The organism is Cellulosimicrobium sp. I38E (assembly GCF_001647255.1).
Classification (GTDB): Bacteria; Actinomycetota; Actinomycetes; order Actinomycetales; family Cellulomonadaceae; genus Cellulosimicrobium; species Cellulosimicrobium cellulans_E.
Window position 1 is genome coordinate 145,939 of the sequence record NZ_LUAZ01000039.1, and the last position, 15,246, is coordinate 161,184.

The 15,246-nt window shown below is 75.7% G+C and carries 23 protein-coding genes; 19 read left to right on the forward strand and 4 right to left on the reverse strand.

What is annotated here, in order from left to right:
• From A0J59_RS13650 to A0J59_RS13685, 8 genes are all read left to right on the forward strand, one after another.
• Complete coding sequence (locus A0J59_RS13650) at positions 1-696, forward strand: hypothetical protein (protein ID WP_156533039.1); 696 nt, start codon at positions 1-3, stop codon at positions 694-696.
• An 88-nt stretch (positions 697-784) separates the two neighbouring features.
• Positions 785-1,519: a copper resistance CopC family protein gene (locus tag A0J59_RS13655; protein WP_064316454.1), complete on the forward strand. Its 735-nt coding sequence runs from the start codon at positions 785-787 to the stop codon at positions 1,517-1,519.
• 88 nt (positions 1,520-1,607) lie between these two features.
• Positions 1,608-2,144, forward strand: coding sequence for a hypothetical protein (locus A0J59_RS13660; protein ID WP_156533041.1), 537 nt, complete (start codon positions 1,608-1,610; stop codon positions 2,142-2,144).
• A gap of 167 nt (positions 2,145-2,311) precedes the next feature.
• On the forward strand, positions 2,312-3,058 hold the full coding sequence (locus A0J59_RS13665; RefSeq protein WP_064316456.1) for a YcnI family protein: 747 nt from the start codon (positions 2,312-2,314) through the stop codon (positions 3,056-3,058).
• 3 nt (positions 3,059-3,061) lie between these two features.
• A complete protein-coding gene (locus A0J59_RS13670) occupies positions 3,062-4,789 on the forward strand; it encodes a FixH family protein (RefSeq protein ID WP_064316457.1) in 1,728 nt (575 codons plus the stop codon).
• A complete protein-coding gene (locus A0J59_RS13675) occupies positions 4,786-5,400 on the forward strand; it encodes a DUF1775 domain-containing protein (protein ID WP_064316458.1) in 615 nt (204 codons plus the stop codon). Before A0J59_RS13670 ends, A0J59_RS13675 begins: the two co-directional genes overlap by 4 nt.
• Before the next feature lie 55 nt (positions 5,401-5,455).
• Positions 5,456-6,097: an RNA polymerase sigma factor gene (locus A0J59_RS13680; protein WP_047231783.1), complete on the forward strand. Its 642-nt coding sequence runs from the start codon at positions 5,456-5,458 to the stop codon at positions 6,095-6,097.
• Positions 6,094-6,882 carry a hypothetical protein gene (locus A0J59_RS13685; RefSeq protein WP_064316459.1) on the forward strand — a complete coding sequence of 263 codons (789 nt, stop codon included), beginning with the start codon at positions 6,094-6,096 and terminating at the stop codon, positions 6,880-6,882. Before A0J59_RS13680 ends, A0J59_RS13685 begins: the two co-directional genes overlap by 4 nt.
• A gap of 328 nt (positions 6,883-7,210) precedes the next feature.
• Here the strand turns inward: A0J59_RS13685 and A0J59_RS13690 are convergent, their stop codons facing one another.
• Positions 7,211-7,651: an anthrone oxygenase family protein gene (locus A0J59_RS13690; protein WP_064316460.1), complete on the reverse strand. Its 441-nt coding sequence runs from the start codon at positions 7,649-7,651 to the stop codon at positions 7,211-7,213.
• A gap of 79 nt (positions 7,652-7,730) precedes the next feature.
• Here A0J59_RS13690 and A0J59_RS13695 point away from each other — a divergent pair, with 79 nt between their 5' ends.
• Positions 7,731-8,324, forward strand: coding sequence for a TetR/AcrR family transcriptional regulator (locus A0J59_RS13695; RefSeq protein ID WP_064316461.1), 594 nt, complete (start codon positions 7,731-7,733; stop codon positions 8,322-8,324).
• Positions 8,325-8,328: 4 nt separating this feature from the next.
• Here the strand turns inward: A0J59_RS13695 and A0J59_RS13700 are convergent, their stop codons facing one another.
• Positions 8,329-8,715, reverse strand: coding sequence for a hypothetical protein (locus tag A0J59_RS13700; protein WP_064316462.1), 387 nt, complete (start codon positions 8,713-8,715; stop codon positions 8,329-8,331).
• Between the two features lie 137 nt (positions 8,716-8,852).
• On the opposite strand from A0J59_RS13700, the gene A0J59_RS13705 reads away from it, so the two are divergent.
• Together A0J59_RS13705 and A0J59_RS21650 are read left to right on the forward strand one after the other, a co-directional pair.
• Positions 8,853-9,245: a hypothetical protein gene (locus A0J59_RS13705; RefSeq protein WP_064316463.1), complete on the forward strand. Its 393-nt coding sequence runs from the start codon at positions 8,853-8,855 to the stop codon at positions 9,243-9,245.
• Between the two features lie 96 nt (positions 9,246-9,341).
• Positions 9,342-9,767: a hypothetical protein gene (locus A0J59_RS21650; protein WP_064316464.1), complete on the forward strand. Its 426-nt coding sequence runs from the start codon at positions 9,342-9,344 to the stop codon at positions 9,765-9,767.
• A 30-nt stretch (positions 9,768-9,797) separates the two neighbouring features.
• Here the strand turns inward: A0J59_RS21650 and A0J59_RS13715 are convergent, their stop codons facing one another.
• Positions 9,798-11,027: a GTP-binding protein gene (locus A0J59_RS13715; RefSeq protein WP_082919030.1), complete on the reverse strand. Its 1,230-nt coding sequence runs from the start codon at positions 11,025-11,027 to the stop codon at positions 9,798-9,800.
• Positions 11,028-11,202: 175 nt separating this feature from the next.
• On the opposite strand from A0J59_RS13715, the gene rpmB reads away from it, so the two are divergent.
• From rpmB to A0J59_RS13750, 7 genes are all read left to right on the forward strand, one after another.
• Entirely contained in the window at positions 11,203-11,439 is a 237-nt protein-coding gene (gene rpmB / locus A0J59_RS13720; RefSeq protein ID WP_021483267.1) for a 50S ribosomal protein L28, read from the forward strand.
• On the forward strand, positions 11,439-11,606 hold the full coding sequence (gene rpmG, locus A0J59_RS13725) for a 50S ribosomal protein L33 (RefSeq protein WP_021483268.1): 168 nt from the start codon (positions 11,439-11,441) through the stop codon (positions 11,604-11,606). Before rpmB ends, rpmG begins: the two co-directional genes overlap by 1 nt.
• On the forward strand, positions 11,606-11,911 hold the full coding sequence (gene rpsN, locus A0J59_RS13730; protein ID WP_064316465.1) for a 30S ribosomal protein S14: 306 nt from the start codon (positions 11,606-11,608) through the stop codon (positions 11,909-11,911). The genes rpmG and rpsN overlap by 1 nt, the downstream gene beginning before the upstream one ends.
• A 61-nt stretch (positions 11,912-11,972) precedes the next feature.
• Positions 11,973-12,272 (forward strand): type B 50S ribosomal protein L31, encoded by a 300-nt coding sequence (locus A0J59_RS13735; RefSeq protein WP_021483270.1) that lies wholly within the window; start codon positions 11,973-11,975, stop codon positions 12,270-12,272.
• Positions 12,269-12,391 (forward strand): type B 50S ribosomal protein L36, encoded by a 123-nt coding sequence (ykgO, locus tag A0J59_RS13740; protein WP_047231790.1) that lies wholly within the window; start codon positions 12,269-12,271, stop codon positions 12,389-12,391. Before A0J59_RS13735 ends, ykgO begins: the two co-directional genes overlap by 4 nt.
• Before the next feature lie 62 nt (positions 12,392-12,453).
• A complete protein-coding gene (gene aztD, locus A0J59_RS13745; protein ID WP_255365218.1) occupies positions 12,454-13,911 on the forward strand; it encodes a zinc metallochaperone AztD in 1,458 nt (485 codons plus the stop codon).
• Positions 13,912-14,066: 155 nt separating this feature from the next.
• On the forward strand, positions 14,067-14,348 hold the full coding sequence (locus A0J59_RS13750) for an HU family DNA-binding protein (RefSeq protein WP_047231792.1): 282 nt from the start codon (positions 14,067-14,069) through the stop codon (positions 14,346-14,348).
• 101 nt (positions 14,349-14,449) lie between these two features.
• Here A0J59_RS13750 and A0J59_RS13755 read toward each other — a convergent pair whose 3' ends face one another.
• Positions 14,450-14,821 carry a hypothetical protein gene (locus tag A0J59_RS13755; protein ID WP_047231793.1) on the reverse strand — a complete coding sequence of 124 codons (372 nt, stop codon included), beginning with the start codon at positions 14,819-14,821 and terminating at the stop codon, positions 14,450-14,452.
• A 178-nt stretch (positions 14,822-14,999) separates the two neighbouring features.
• On the opposite strand from A0J59_RS13755, the gene rpmF reads away from it, so the two are divergent.
• The gene (gene rpmF / locus A0J59_RS13760) at positions 15,000-15,170 is read left to right on the forward strand and encodes a 50S ribosomal protein L32 (RefSeq protein WP_047231794.1); all 171 of its coding nucleotides are present in this window, start codon (positions 15,000-15,002) and stop codon (positions 15,168-15,170) included.
• The last annotated feature ends 76 nt before the right edge of the window (positions 15,171-15,246 follow it).

Here is a 15,246-nt window from a genome sequence, read left to right on the forward strand (position 1 = left end):
GTGCTCTCCCCGGTCGTCGGTCCGCTGCGCGTCGCCCGCGCCGCGCTCGTGGCGACCCTCGTGCTCGCGCTGACGGCGCTCGCGCACCGCCTCGCCGGGGGCGCCCTCCCGGACCCGCTGGTCCTCGCGGCGCTCGCCGCGTTCACGCTCGCCGGCACGACGGCGGCCGCGCGGCTGCGGTTCACGCCCACCCGCCTCGTCGTGCTTCTCGGCGGCGCCCAGGTCGCGCTGCACCAGGCGCTCGTCGTGCTCGCGCCCGTCGGGTCGTGCGTCCCGGTCGGCGCCACGTCCGGGCACGGCGGGCACGTCGCCTCGGTGGGTGACGTCGTCTGCGCGGCGCCCGTCGGCGCGCCGGTCCCCGTCGACGGCGGGGCGAGCCTCGTGCACCCGGAGCACCTCGCGACGTCGGGCACCGCGGGCCTGTGGATGGTCGTCGCGCACGCGGTGGCGACCGTCGTGCTCGCGCTGGTCCTCGCGCGCGGCGAACGCGCGCTCGAGCGGTTCCTCGCCTGGGTGACGCCGCGCGCCGGCCTCGCGGCGCTCGTCCCCGTCCCTCCCGCCGCCCGCCCGCGCACGCCGCAGGCCCGTACGGTGCGCGTCGCGTCCCTGTGGCGTGCGCGCCGTGCCCCGACGCGTGGACCGCCGACGGCGGTCGGCCCGTCGGCAGCACTGCTGCGCCCCCTCGCCGCGTCCTGACGCGGCCCCCGACGAGGCCGACCCGGTGACGACCGGGCCACGGGGCACCACCGTGCGGCGACTGCCGCGCCTCGACGGAAGAACCCTCATGACCCTCTCCCTGCGCCGACCCCTGTCGGCCCTTCCTGCCCTCCTCGCCCTCCTCGCCGCCGCGGCGCTGGCCCTGGGCCTCACCGCCGCCGTCACCACGCTCACCGCCTCGCCGGCGTCCGCGCACGACCGCATGCTCTCCTCGGACCCTGCCGACGGCGCACAGCTCGCGACGCCCCCGACCGCGATCACGCTGACCTTCAACACCGAGCCGCTCCCCGTCGAGCCGCAGGTCGTGGTCTCGGACTCCGCCGGGACGGTCGTCACGCAGGGCGCTCCGACGATCGAGGGCAGCACCGCGACGCTCGCGCTCGACCCCGCCGTCGCGCTCGGCGGCGACACGTACACGGTCGCGTGGCGCGTCGTCTCGTCCGACGGCCACCCCATCGAGGGCACGTTCGCGTTCGCCGTCGCGGCCCAGCCCGAGGCGCCGGTGTCCGAGGAGCCCACGACGGAGGAGGAGGCGACGCCGGAGGAGACCGCGACCGAGGACGCCACGACCGACGTGGCGGAGGAGACGTCGCCGGAGTCGTCGGCGTCCCAGGCCACGGACGCCGCCACGGACGCGGAGGACGGCGGCTCGTCGCTCCTGCCGGTCCTCGTGGGGCTCGGCGCGCTCGTGGTCGCCGCGGCGGTCGTCGTCGTGCTCGTCGTGCGCCGCCGCAGCACCGTGACCGACGAGGCGACCGACGAGGCGACCGACGAGGGCGCCCCGCACGACCCCGAGGACTGATCGTGCCGGTGCACGCCGTCCTCCCCGGTCCGGGGAGGACGGCGGCCGCCCCTGCCGCGCGCACCCCTCCTGCCGCTAGGGTGCGTCCGTGACGTCGCCCGGAGCAGGTGTGCTCCGCGGCGTGCGGGTGCTGCTGCTCGCCGCCGCGGTCCTCGGGCTGTCCGTCGTCGCGCACGGGCTCGCCGGCGGCACCGACCCCGGTGCCGTCCCGCTGGGCGTCCTCGCCGTCCTCACCGCCGTCGCGGTGCGGCCCCTCACCCGGCGCCAGGTCGGGCTGCCGCGGCTGCTCGGGCTGCTCGGCGCGGGTCAGCTCGTGCTGCACGTCGTCTTCGACCGCTGCGCCGCGCTCTCCCCGGCCGACGCGTCCGCGCACGCCCACGCCGCGTCACCCCTGACGATGCTCGGCGCGCACGCCGTCGCGACGCTCGCCGTCGCGCTCGTCCTGCGGTACGGCGACGCCGTCCTGTGGCGGCTGTGGACGTGGCTCGCGGGGCGCCGGGTCCCCGGTCGCCCGCGCGCCGTCGTCGTCCTCGCGGCGCCGCCCGCCGTCGGCGCGCTGCCGACGGTCCGCGACCTGCTCGTGCGCGGTGCCGCGCCCGGGCGCGGTCCGCCCGCCGTCGCCTGACCCCACCCGGACGCCTCACCGGACACCTCCGCGGCGTCCCGCTCCCGCGCGCCCGCGCGACCCGCGCACCTCCCCGCCCGGCCGGCCGAGCCCGGTCGTCCCGGGGCGTGCCGTCGTGCGCTCGCGCGCCGGGGCCCTCCGTCCTCATCTCCCCGAAAGGCACCACCATGCGAAAGACCCTGCGCGCCGTCGGCGCCGCCGCCCTGACCACCGGGATCGTCGTCGTCGGCGCGGGCGCCGCGTCCGCCCACGTGACCGTCACGCCGGACACGACCGACGCGGGCGCGTACGCGCTCCTCACGTTCGGCGTCCCGCACGGCTGCGGCGACTCGCCGACCACGAAGGTCTCCATCCAGGTCCCCGAGCAGGTCGTCACCGTGACGCCCACCGTCAACCCCGGCTGGGACGTCGAGAAGGTCATGGCGGCCCTCGACGAGCCGGTCGACGACGGGCACGGCGGCCAGTACACCGAGCGCGTCGCCGAGGTCGTGTACACCGCGAAGGCCCCGCTGCCCGACGGCTACCGCGACGCCCTCGTGCTCTCGCTCAAGCTCCCCGACGCGGCGGGGGACACGCTCGTCTTCCCGACCGTCCAGGAGTGCGCCGAGGGCGAGAGCGCCTGGGTGCAGGTCCCGGCCGACGGCGAGGACGGGCACGACCTCGAGCTGCCCGCGCCGCTGTTCGAGCTGACGGCCGCCGAAAGCGACGGGCACGACGCCCCGGCCGAGACCGTCGCGGACGACGCCGACGCCGCCGCGTCGGACGGCGCGGCAGCCGACGGTGCGGCGTCCGCGGAGCCGGCCGACGGGTCCGACGGCGCGCCCGCCGCGCTCACCTGGACGGCGCTCGTGCTCGCGGCGGCGGGCCTGGTGCTCGGGGCGCTCGGGTTCGTGCGCTCGCGCCCGAAGGCCTGACCGGTGGGCCGCCCCTCGGTGCTGCGCCGGGTGGTGGCCGTCGTCGTCGGTGCCGCGGCCGCGGTCCTGCTCGCGATCCTCGCGAGCGGCCCGGCCGCGGCCCACGCCGTCCTCGTGGGCACGGACCCCTGGGACGGCACCGTCCTCGACGCGCCGCCCGACGCGCTGACCATCACCTTCAACGAGCCCGTCCAGGTCGTGACCGGCGGGACGACGGTCCTCGCCGCCGACGGCTCGCCCGTCGACGTGGACGTCGCCGCGGTCGACGACGCGCTCGTCGTCACCCCGGCCGCGACGCTCGACGACGGCACCTACGTCGTGAGCTGGCGCGTCGTGTCCCTCGACACCCATCCCGTGGCGGGCGCCTTCACGTTCTCGGTGGGCGCACCGAGCGCGACCGCTGTCGAGGCGCGCGTGGCCGAGCCGACGGCGGCGCTCGTCGCCGTGCGCGCGCTCGACCAGGCCGCGGTCTACGCGGGGACGTTCCTCGTCGCGGGGCTCGTCGGGTTCGAGCTGCTCGTGCTGCACGTCTCGCCGGGCGCCGCGCCGGTCCTGCGGCGGCGCCTGCAGCGCGTGCGCCGCGGGGCGCTCGTCGCCGCGGGGGCCGGGATCGTGCTCGGGGTCCCGCTCACCCCGGCCTGGCAGGCCGGCGGCGGGCTGGGGGCGCTCGTCGACCCGGCGACCTGGGCGGCGGGCCTCGCCACCGACTCGACGCTCGCCGGCGCGCTCGGCCTCGCCGGGCTCGTCGCCGCGACCCTGCTCGCGCCGCGCGCGGCGCGCGAGACCCGGGCGGCGTGGCCCGCCGGCGTCGTGCTCGGCGCGGCGGCCCTGGCGCTGGGCTCGCTCGTGCTCGTGGGGCACACGCGCACGTTCGGCCCGCCGTGGCTCGTCGTCACGGCGGACGCGCTCCATGTCGTGGCCGGGGCGGTGTGGCTCGGCGGCGTCGTCGGGCTCGCGCTCGTGCTCGCGCCCTCGGCGCGCCTCGACGCGCGGCGGGCGGCGGTCACCGTCGCGCGGTTCTCGGCGCTCGGCGCGTGGGTCGTCCTCGCGCTCGCCGTCACCGGGACCGTCCTCGGGTGGCGCATCCTCGGGACGCTCGACGCGCTCGTGTCGACGGCCTACGGCCAGACCCTGCTCGTCAAGGTCGGCGTCGCGCTGTGCCTCGTCGGCGTCGCGGCCTGGAACCGCTACCGGCTCGTCCCGGCGGTCGTGGCCGACGGCGGTCCAGGCGGGCGAGGCGCCGCGCCGGTGGCTGGGACGACCGGGGCGACCGCGCGCCGTCGGCTCGGCCGAACGGTCGCGGCGGAGGCGGTGCTGCTCGTGCTCGTGCTCGCGGTGACGGGCGTGCTCGTGTCGCGCAGCCCGGTCGCCGCGTCGGACGCGTCCGCCCAGGAGGCCACGGCACCGGCGGTCGAGGTGGTCGAGGCGCTCGGCGACGGGACGCTCCGCGCGCGGGTCACGCCCGGCCGGGTCGGGGTCAACGCGCTCGAGATCGAGCTGCTCGACGCCGACGGGCAGCCCCTGGAGCCCGTCGCCGTGCCTGAGCTGTCCACGACGCTCGCCGACCCCGCGCTCGGCCCCTTCACCCGGCCCCTCACGCAGACCGGGACGGGCGCGTACGAGGCGACGCTCGACCTGCCGATGGCCGGCGACTGGACCCTCCACGTGAGCGTCCGGACGTCCAAGTACGAGAACCCGATCGTCGAGATCCCCGTGGAGGTGTCCTCATGACCCGTCACCACCGGGCCGCCCTGCGCGCGTCCCGCCTCGTCGCCGTCGCGGTCACCACCGGTGCCCTGGCGGTGCTGGCGGCCGGACCGGCGGCCGCGCACGTGCTCATCGAGACCGTGGAGCCCCATGGCGACGGCACGTCGACGCTCACCTTCACGTTCGACCACGGGTGCGACGGCGAGCCCACCGACGCGCTGCGCGTCACGCTCCCCGAGGGCGTCGAGGCGCTCGCGGCGGGCCAGCCCGACGGGTGGACCTCCGACGTGACGGACGACGCGGTGGCGTGGTCCGGCGAGCCCGTGCCCGACGGCGAGCGTGCGGCCTTCACGCTCGACGTCCGGGTCACGGGCGACGTGGGGCAGGCGTTCGTCTTCCCCGCCGTGCAGGAGTGCCCGTCGGGGGCGTCGTACGCGTGGACGGACACCGACCCGTCCGGAGCACGTCCTGCGCCGACCTTCGTCGCGACGGCGGCGTCGCTCGCCCCCGCGCCCGTCGCCGCCGGTGCCTCCCCGACGCCGACGGCGCCCCTCGTCGCGGCCGTCGTGGTCGGCGCCGTGGTGGCCGGGATCGCGGGCGGTCGGGCGTCCCGGCGGCGGGTCCGGGCGACGTGAGGACGGACGCCGCCGTCGGGTGAAACCGTCCGGGCCCTCCTGGACACTACGGGGCATGGACGGCGACCCGGGCCCTGCCGGCGAGCAGGGTGACGCAGAGACCGACGCCGCGCTGTGGGCCGCCTCGCTGGGCGGCGACAGCGCGGCGTTCGGCGTGCTCTTCGACCGGCACCGCGACCGCGTGTTCCGGCACGCGTACCGGCTCGTGGTCGACCGGCACCAGGCGGAGGACGTGCTGGCGGCGGCGTTCCTCGAGCTGTGGCGCCGCCGCACGTCGGTGCGGCTCGTCTCCGGCTCGCCCCTGCCGTGGCTCCTCGTCACGGCGTCGAACGTCGCGCGGAACGTCCGCCGGGGGACCGGACGCCATCGCCGGCTGCTCGACGCCCTGCCCCGGGGTGGCGACGTGCCCGCCGCCGAGGACGCCGCGTTCGTCGACGACCCGGCCGAGGTCGTCGACCCGGCGCTCGGCGCGGCGCTGCGGGCGCTGCCGGCGGCCGACCTGCGGCTCCTCACCCTCGTCGCGCTGGAGGGCTGGTCGATCTCCGACGCCGCCGGGGTGCTCGGCCTGACGCCGTCGGCGGCCAAGTCCCGGCTGCACCGGGCGCGCGTCCGGCTCCGCGCCGCGGTCGGAGACGTGGAACCAGGGCGCGCGAGGCCGCGTCCGAGCGGCGCGTTCGTCGAAGGAGGGCGCTCATGAACAGCGAGAACCGCATGCCGGACCTCGATCCCGTGTTCGCCGACGCGCTGCGTGGCGCGCTCGTGGCCCAGGCGTCGGTGGCGGCCCCCCGTCGCCCGGCACGACGCCGGTGGTGGGCGGGCGTCGGGGCGCTCGGTGCGCTGGCGGTCGCCGGCGGGACGGCGTACGCCGTGACGGCGCTCGTCGAGCCCGGCGGCACGGTCGTGACACGTCTGGCGGGGCCGGTCGAGGTCACGCGCGCGGGCACCTCGACCGTCGAGCTCGGGCCCAGGCCGGACGGCGCGACGCACGTCGAGCTGTCGCTCGTGTGCCTCGACGCGGGGCGGTTCGTGCTCGAGGACGGCGCGAACATGACGTGCTCGACGGAGGACGCGCAGGACCAGGCGCGCCGGCTCGCGGCGGGGGAGGGTGCCGGCATGGGCTGGAGCGTCGTCGCGGTGCCGGGCGACGAGTCGGTGCGCGTGGAGGCCGAGCCGGGGGCGCGGTGGCACCTCGTCGCCACCTACGTCGACGAGACGGTCACCGCCTGGGCGACCAACGCGAACGGCGACACGTACGGGGTCGCGAACGACACGGGCTGGCCCGACCTCGTCTCGGTCTACGCGACGAACGGGCGGGTCGGCTACGCGTTCGCGCGGGATCTGGAGGACGCGCAGGGCGGCTCGCCCACGAGCCCCGAGGAGGCCGCGGCGTGGCAGGAGGAGCGCGAGGGCAAGGCCATCAGCGTCCCCGTGTACGAGTCCGACGGGGAGACGGTCATCGGGGAGCTCGTCGTCGGCGGATGAGGTCGGCCTCGGGAGCGCGCTGGTCATCGCCGACCCACGGCGAGAGGACGCCGGGCCTCGTCAGCAGGCGGCGGGGCGACGACCGACGTACTGTGACTCAGATCACTGTTCGTGAACGTCCCGAACATGTGCCCGCCCCCTCTCGCACTGGTGGGGGACGTCGTCGCGACGGGTCACGCGGCGACACCTGGACCGGTGGCGGTCCGCGACGAGAGCTTCGCTGGGGGGAGCTCTCGCGGCGGATCGCCACCGGTTCCTCCGTGTCCGGCGTCTTCCGATGTGCCCGTCGTCGTGCCTTCTCTGCCTCGGGGCCGTGTCGGTCGAGGGGTCAGGCGGCGACCGCGACGGCCAGCAGGGTGAACGCCGCGACGAGCAGGGCGATGCGGACGAGGTGGTACCGGTCCCAGCGGTGGGCCTGCTCGCGCCAGTCGGCGGGCGCCGTCTCGGGGGTCCACGTCTTGCCGCGGTTGTTGATGGGCACGAGCACGGCGACCGACAGGACGACGCTCAGCGTCAGGAGGGCCGCCGCGGTCCAGGCCGCCCACGCGCCGGCGGGCAGCACGAGTGCCGTCGCCGCGGTGAGCGCGAGCGACCCGAAGTACCAGAACGGCATCGCCCGCCCGAGCATCCGCCCGCCGTCGGCCCGGGCGAGCAGGCCGGCGTTCCCCGGCAGCCGGTCGACGATCGGGTTCACGACGAACGCGACCGACACCTCGACCCCCACCATCACGCCCAGGACGACCACGGCGACGATCGGCAACCACTGCATGTCCGGCTCCTTCGATCCAGGGAATCTAGCAATGCTAGGAAAACTAGCACAGGCAATCTAGCGGCGCTAGACTCGGGCCATGAGCACACCGGCAGTGGCGCGCAAGGCACGGCTCCTCGAGGAGCGGGAAGCGCAGATCGTCGCGGCGGCGCGCGTGCTCGCCGAGGAGCAGGGGTGGGAGGCCGTCACCACCCGCCGGCTCGCCGACGCGATTGGCTACAGCCAACCCGTCCTCTACGGGCACTTCCCGGAGGGCAGGTCCCAGATCGTCACGGCCGTGGCGCTGCTCGGCTTCGAAGAGCTCGCCGCAGCGCTCACCGCGGCCCGACCGCAGCCCGGCGAGGGTGCGAGCGGCGAGGGCCGGGTCCGCGCGCTGGTCGTGGCGTACCTCGACTTCGCCGCGCGCCACCCGGCGACGTACGAGGCCATGTTCCACCTGCCGATCGGTGCCGCGTTCGCCTCGGACGAGACGCCGCGCGCGATGCGTGAGGGGTTCGACGCCATCGCCGACGCGCTCCTCGCGCTCGACCGGCCGCCGTCGGACGTGGGGACGGCCGCCGAGGTCGTGTGGGGAGCGATGCACGGGGTCGCGACGCTGCAGCGCGCGGGCAGGTTCTCCGCCGAGAACTACGACCGTCGCGTCGACGAGCTGGTCCGCCGCGTCGTCGCGTGACGACTCAGTGGCCGTCGCCGGTCGTCTCCCAGTAGTCGAGGCTGACCGTCCACGGCGGCGGGAGAGTCTCCCGGAGCGCGGCGAGCAGACGCTCGGCCTCGGCGCGGTGCTCCGCGGCGACCACAGGGTCGTCCCAGCCGTCGACGTGGTGGTAGTGGTCGTTGAACGTCCGGGCCCACCGGCGGAGCCGGGCGGTGAGCGGCGGCCCGATGAGCGGTCCCAGCTCCTCCACGGCCGCGGACGTCGCGGGCCACAGCGGCCAGTCCGCCCCGTAGTCGTTCATCAGGCGGAGCGCGCGGTCCTCGCGGTGAGCCGCGGCCGTCGTGTCGCGGACGCGCAGCTCCGTCTCGACCAGCTCGATCTCCGACCGGATCCTCTCGTCGTCCCCCATGAGGCCACCGTACTGAGGGCTGCTCCGGGATCCGGCGCGACGCAACCGCTCTGGAGCCAGCCGCTCCCGCCGCGATCTCGATCAGGGTGGTTCGCCGAGCGTGTCCTGACGGTGCGGGCGTCTGCGAGACTCGCGGCGTGGAGAGCCCGACGGACCGGAAGCCGATCGAGCGCCCCGTCGACCGTCGCTCGGCGGGGCAGGGGCCCGAGACGTGGCGCGTGCTCCTCGCGCTGCTCGTCGCGGGCGTGCTCTACCTCGTGTTCGGCTTCCTCGCGTTGTTCCTGCTCGTCGCCGGGATGGGCTCCTTCGACCCCGCGTCGTGCGGGACGCTCCTGCCCGTCGAGTGCCCCCAGCCGGGCAAGGGCCTCCTCCAGATCGCGGGGGGCGTCGTGGGGCTCTTCGTCCCGGCGGTCCTGGCCGTCTACCTCGTCGGGACGAGCAGGCCGCGGCGAACGGGAGTGATCTCCGCCTGCCTGAGCCTCGCCACGTGGGCGGTCCTCGTCGGCACCGCGGTCGGCCTCGCGCGCTAGGGAGTCGGTGCGCAGCGCCGTGCCGACGGGGCGTGGGACGCGCCCGAGCGCTGCCGGTCCCAGCGGGTGCGGGTGGCGAGCGCGAGACTCGTCGGCATGGAGCACGACGACCGCGCGTCGACGGGACAGGACGTCACGCCCGAGCGGCAGGGGGACGGCACGGCGCGAGGGCAGGAGAGGGGGCCCCGGGTCCGCGCGGTGCTCACGACGTCCGAGATGCGGAGGCGGCACGATCGAGCCGCCGCGGGGGCGTTCGTGGCCTTTCTCGGGCTCCTCCTCGTCGCCGCACCGGCCTTCTTCGCGTTGCTCCCCGGCCTCGACTCCAGCAGCGACGCGTGCGTGGACGCGTGGGGCGGCCCGTGCGACGGGGCGCCGCAGGCCTATGCCCTCGCGGTCGGCCTCGTCGCGGCGCCGCTGCTCCTCGGGCTCGCGATCGCCCGCCCCCGTCGCGCGCGTGCGTGGCTCGTCGCCACCGTCGGCGGCGCGATCGTGCTCTTCGTGGTCCTGCTCGTCACGACCTGATCCGCCGGCCCCTCCCGGCTGCTCGGCGGTTCACACGGCGTCGCTCCGCGCGCCGAGCCAGGGGGCGAGGACGTCGGTGCGGCCGAGCCAGCGCAGGCCGCCGTCGGCGAGCTCGTCCGGCGTCGCGAGCACGTCGCGGAACGCGTCGAGCAGGCGGCCGCGCTCGTCGTCGCCGCCGTCACCCTCGCCGTCGGGCGTGGCCCCGACGATGACGACGCGCGTGTGCGGCTCGACGGGCCGCCCCTCGGCGGTGGTCGCGTCGTCCCACGTGCCGAGCGTGCCGATGCAGAGCTGACCGCCCGCGCCGTCCCACGCGCACAGCGAGTCGGGGCGGTTGGCGACGTGGAACACCCCGCGGGACCGGACCCGGCCGGTGCCGAGGTCCTCGATGCGGCGCAGCAGGCGCTCGGGGTCGAACGGCCGGGCCGACCACAGCTCGATCGTCCAGCTCCGGTCGCCGTCGGGCGTCACGCGGCGTGGGAGCGGGCCCCGCACGCCGAGCGGGTGGGCGCGGCGCTCGCCGGCAGCGGCGTCGTGGGTGTGCCGGGCGAGGTCGTCGGCCGCGAGTGCGTGGAGCCCGTCGACGCGCCGGGTTCCGACGCCCCGGAGCCGGTCGACGAGCCCGGAGCCGGTCGCCGCGGCCGCGAGGTCCCCGGTCGTCACGACGAGGTCGGCGTGCTCGAGCTGGGCCGCCAGCACCTCGCCGACCGCGCGCTGGTCGTCCTCGGTGAGCCCGACGCCGCGCTCGGCGACGAGGTCGTCGTCGAGCAGGTCGTGCTCGAGCGTGTCGACGTCGGTGACGGCGAGCACGGTCGCGAGGCGGAGGCGCTCGAGCTCGTTGCCGGGCGTGGTCTGCGCGGCGAGCGCCCGGACGACGGGCAGCGACTCGGCGGCGACGGGCAGCGCGAGCACCACGTGGTCCCACCGGCCGTCGGCGGCGAGGCGCCGCAGCGTGGGCACGGCGTCCTCGCGCACGGCGCACGACAGGCACGCGTGCTCGAGCGGTACGACCTCGTCCTCGACCACGCCGGTCGCGTCGACGACGACCCGGCGCAGCGCGCCCTCGGCCGCCCGGATGTCGTGCCGGAGCGCGACGACGCGGGGCGCCCCGACGACGAGCCCGAACACCGCGCTGTCGCGCAGCACGGGGTCGATCGTCGCGAGGACGCTCAGCGCGACGCGCAGGTCCCCGGCGCCTGACGGCACGTCGTGCGCGTCGTCGGGCGTGGCCCCCGACGCCGAGGGTGACGAGAAGGGCATGAAGCGCTCCGATCCGTGGTCTGGGGCGTCCCGCGCGACCTCGCGGCCGGCACCGGGAACAACCCGCTCCTGAGAACTGTTCTCGACAGCGGGTCAGCATAGCGTCTTGACGGGAATGATTCTCACTATCTAGTGTCGTCTCCCGTCGCCTCACCCGACCCCGAGAGGAACCGCCATGTCCGCCGTCTGCCAGGTGCTCGGCACCGCTCCCGGGTTCGGCCACGCGATCTCGCACTCCCACGTGCGGACCAAGCGTCGCTTCGACCCGAACATCCAGAAGAAGCGCTACTGGGTGCCGTCGCTGGGTCGCCACGTGACCCTGCGCGTCAGCGCCCGGGGCATCAAGACCATCGACCGCCAGGGGATCGACGCCGTCGTGGCGCGGATCCTCGCCCGAGGGGAGAAGCTCTGATGGCTACCCGCACCGACCTCCGTCCCGTGATCAAGCTCCGGTCCACCGCCGGCACCGGGTTCACCTACGTGACCCGCAAGAACCGCCGCAACGACCCCGACCGCATGGTCCTGCGCAAGTTCGACCCCGTCGTCCGCCGCCACGTCGACTTCCGCGAGGAGCGCTGATGGCGAAGCGGTCCAAGGTCGCGCGCAACGACCAGCGCGTCGAGGTCGTCGCCCGCTACGCCGAGCGCCGCGCGGAGCTCAAACGCGTGGTCGCATCGCCGTCGTCCTCGTCCGAGGAGAGGGCGGCCGCGGTGCTCGAGCTCCAGCGCCAACCCCGCGACGCGAGCGCCACGCGGGTGCGCAACCGCGACGTCGTCGACGGCCGCCCGCGCGGCTACCTGAGGAAGTTCGGGCTCTCCCGCGTCCGCCTGCGCCAGCAGGCGCACCGCGGCGAGCTGCCCGGAGTCACGAAGTCGAGCTGGTGACCGCCGCCGCCCCGAGCGGCGGCCGGCCCCCGCCTGTCACTGGCCCAGCAAGGAGACCACCATGAAGAAGGACATCCACCCCGTCTACGGGCCCGTCGTCTACCGCGACAAGTCCGCCGACTTCTCGTTCCTGACCCGCTCGACCCTCGCGGGCGACCACCCGCAGGGCCCGGGCGTCCCGCGCGAGACCGTGACGTGGACGGACGGGAACACCTACCCCGTCGTCGACGTCGAGATCTCGAGCGCGAGCCACCCGTTCTACACGGGCACGCAGCGCGTCGTGGACACCGCCGGCCGGGTCGAGAAGTTCCGCCAGCGCTACGGCGCCCGCGGCGGTGCGCAGGGCGGGGGTGCGCGATGAAGGTCCGCGCCTCGCTCCGCTCGCTCAAGGACAAGCCCGGGGCGAAGGTCGTGCGCCGCCACGGCAAGACCTTCGTCATCAACAAGGCCAACCCGCGCTGGAAGGCCCGTCAGGGCTGACCCGCGCACCCACCACCACCGGAGAGGAGCGGTCGCCCGGGTCCCCGGGCGACCGACCACGCATGCACCACACCGCACCCGACCCGACCGACGCCCACGCCGATCCCGCCGGGGCGAGTCCCCCCTCCGGTGACATCCCTCCCGGGGCACGGGCCCGACGGCGCCCGCTCGCCCTCGCGCTCGGCCTCGCCCTCCCGCTCACGCTCGTCGCGGCGTGCGCGCAGGGGGCGGGCTCCGAGGGCGAGCAGGGCGACGCGACCGAGCCCGCGCCGTCGGCCACCTCCGACGTGAGCGAGGCGGCCGCGCTCACGCCGCGCCTCGCGATCACGTACGACGGCGGTGTCCAGGTCCTCGACGCGACGACGCTCGAGGTCGTCGACGACCTCGAGCTCGCCGGCTTCAACCGCCTCAACCCCGCGGGCGACGGCCGCCACCTGCTCGTCTCGACGTCCGGCGGGTTCCAGGTGCTCGACGTCGGCACGTGGGCCGAGCCGCACGGCGACCACGACCACTACTACACCGCGGACCCCGTCCTCACGGACGTGACGTACGCGGCCGAGAAGCCGGGCCACGTCGTCGTGCACGAGGGTCGGACCGCGCTGTTCGACGACGGCACGGGCGAGATCACCGTGCTCGACTCCGCCGCGGTGGCCGACCCGCACGGCCTCGACGACGCGCGCACCCTGACGACCCCCGAGGCGCACCACGGCGTCGCGGTCGAGCTGTCCGACGGCTCGCTCGTCGTCTCGGAGGGCACCGAGGATGCCCGCACGGGCGTTCGCCTCCTCGACGCCGCCGGCGACGAGGTCGCGGCGAGCGACCAGTGCCCCGGCGTGCACGGCGAGGCCGTCGCCGCGGGCGAGGCCGTCGTGATCGGCTGCGAGGACGGCGCGGTCGTCGTCGCTGCCGGCGCGATCAGCAAGGTCGCGGCCCCGGACGCCTACGGGCGCATCGGCAACCAGGCGGGCAGCGAGGAGTCGCCGTTCGTCCTGGGCGACTACAAGTCCGACCCCGACGCCGAGCTGGAGCGGCCGACCCGCGTCTCCCTCATCGACACGCGTGACGCGAGCCTGCGCCTCGTCGACCTGCCCGCGAGCTACACGTTCCGCTCGCTCGGCCGAGGCGACGCGGGCGAGGCGCTCGTGCTCGGCACGGACGGGTCGCTGCACGTCATCGACCCGGAGGCGGGCACGGTCGTGCGGTCCATCCCGGTCGTCGACGCGTGGGAGGAGCCCGACGAGTGGCAGGAGCCGCGGCCCACGCTGCTCGTGCAGGACGGCATCGCCTACGTCACCGACCCGGCCGGCCGCGCGATCCACGCGGTCGACTACGTCGGCGGCGAGGTGTGGAAGAGCGCGGAGCTCGACGTCGTGCCGAACGAGCTCAACGGGGTCACGGGGAAGCCGGCCACGGCCGGCGCGCACGACGACGAGCACGCCCACGAGGAGGGCGAGCACGCCCACGACGAGCCCGCCGAGGAGGGCCACGAGGGCCACGACCACGAGCACGAGGAGGGCTGAGCGCAGACACGCGACGCCCGGAGGCCGCGAGAAGTCGCGCGAAACTCCGCGTGTTCCCTAGTGTTGTCCCCGGTGCACGGCCTCGCGGCTGGCACACTGAGACCGTGACGACGGGTGGTGACCACCGCGCGTCGTGAACCGAAGAAGGGATTCGCATGTCGCTCAACAAGTCCGAGCTCGTCTCGGCCATCGCCAGCAAGGCCGACCTGTCGAAGGCGGACGCCGAGAAGGCTCTCAACGCCTTCCAGGAGGTGCTCGTCGAGTCGCTGGGCAAGGGCGAGGCCGTCAAGGTCACGGGCCTCCTGTCCGTCGAGCGCGTCGAGCGTGCCGCCCGCACGGGCCGCAACCCCCGTACGGGCGAGGAGATCTCGATCCCGGCCGGCTTCGGCGTGAAGATCAGCGCCGGCAGCCTGCTCAAGAAGGCCGTCGCCAAGTGACGTCTCGCTGACCGGCCGCTGCCGGTCCGGTCAGCACGCACGAAGGCCCGGAATCCCGCGAGGGGCTCCGGGCCTTCGTCGTGTCGCGGCGTCGCTCGAGGTCAGGCGTGGACGACGTTCGCGAGGATGCCGTGCTGGGTCAGGCGCGTGCCGATCGCCTGGTCCACCTCGGAGAACGCCTTGTTCGAGCGGGCCACGCCGACCGCGCCGGCCATGGCGCCGTGGCCGGTCGGGCGGTCGATGCGCGCGACGAGCTGGTCGCCGTGGAGCATGAAGTCGACCGTGAAGACGAGGTGCTGCGCCTTGCCGGCGAACGCGCCGAGCCAGAACGTCTTCTGCTTGCTCCCGCGCTCGGCGGCCCACTGGCCCGTGGGTCGCGTCGAGACGGTGAAGCCCTGCTCCTGGAGCGCGGCGTGCAGGTGCTGCTTGGCGACCTCGGGGTCGCCGGACAGGAAGTAGTCGACCGTGGCCATGCTGGCTCCTCGTTGCGTTCGGTGGCGTGCTGTGACGGGGTGTGACGGCTGCGTCGCCGCCGGACGGGCGGACGGCCCTCGGGATGCTACCGCCGTCCGGGGTCGTGGCCCCGGACCGTCTTGAGAATCGTTCTCAGTGCCCGCTAGGCTGGGCGCACCACCACCGGAAGGACCCCTCATGGCCGTGCCCAAGCGCAAGCTCTCCCGCTCCAACACCCGTGCCCGCCGCTCGCAGTGGAAGGCGCAGGTGCCCGAGCTCGTGACCGTCGTCGTCGACGGGCGCGAGCTCACCCTCCCCCGCCGGCTCGTCGCGGGCGTTCGCCGGGGCTACGTGACGCTGCCCGAGTGACCCCTGGCCGCCGACCACCGCAATGCGGTGGTCGGCGTGCGGGTCGGTCGGTATCGTCGCTCGCGGAGGCTGCGAG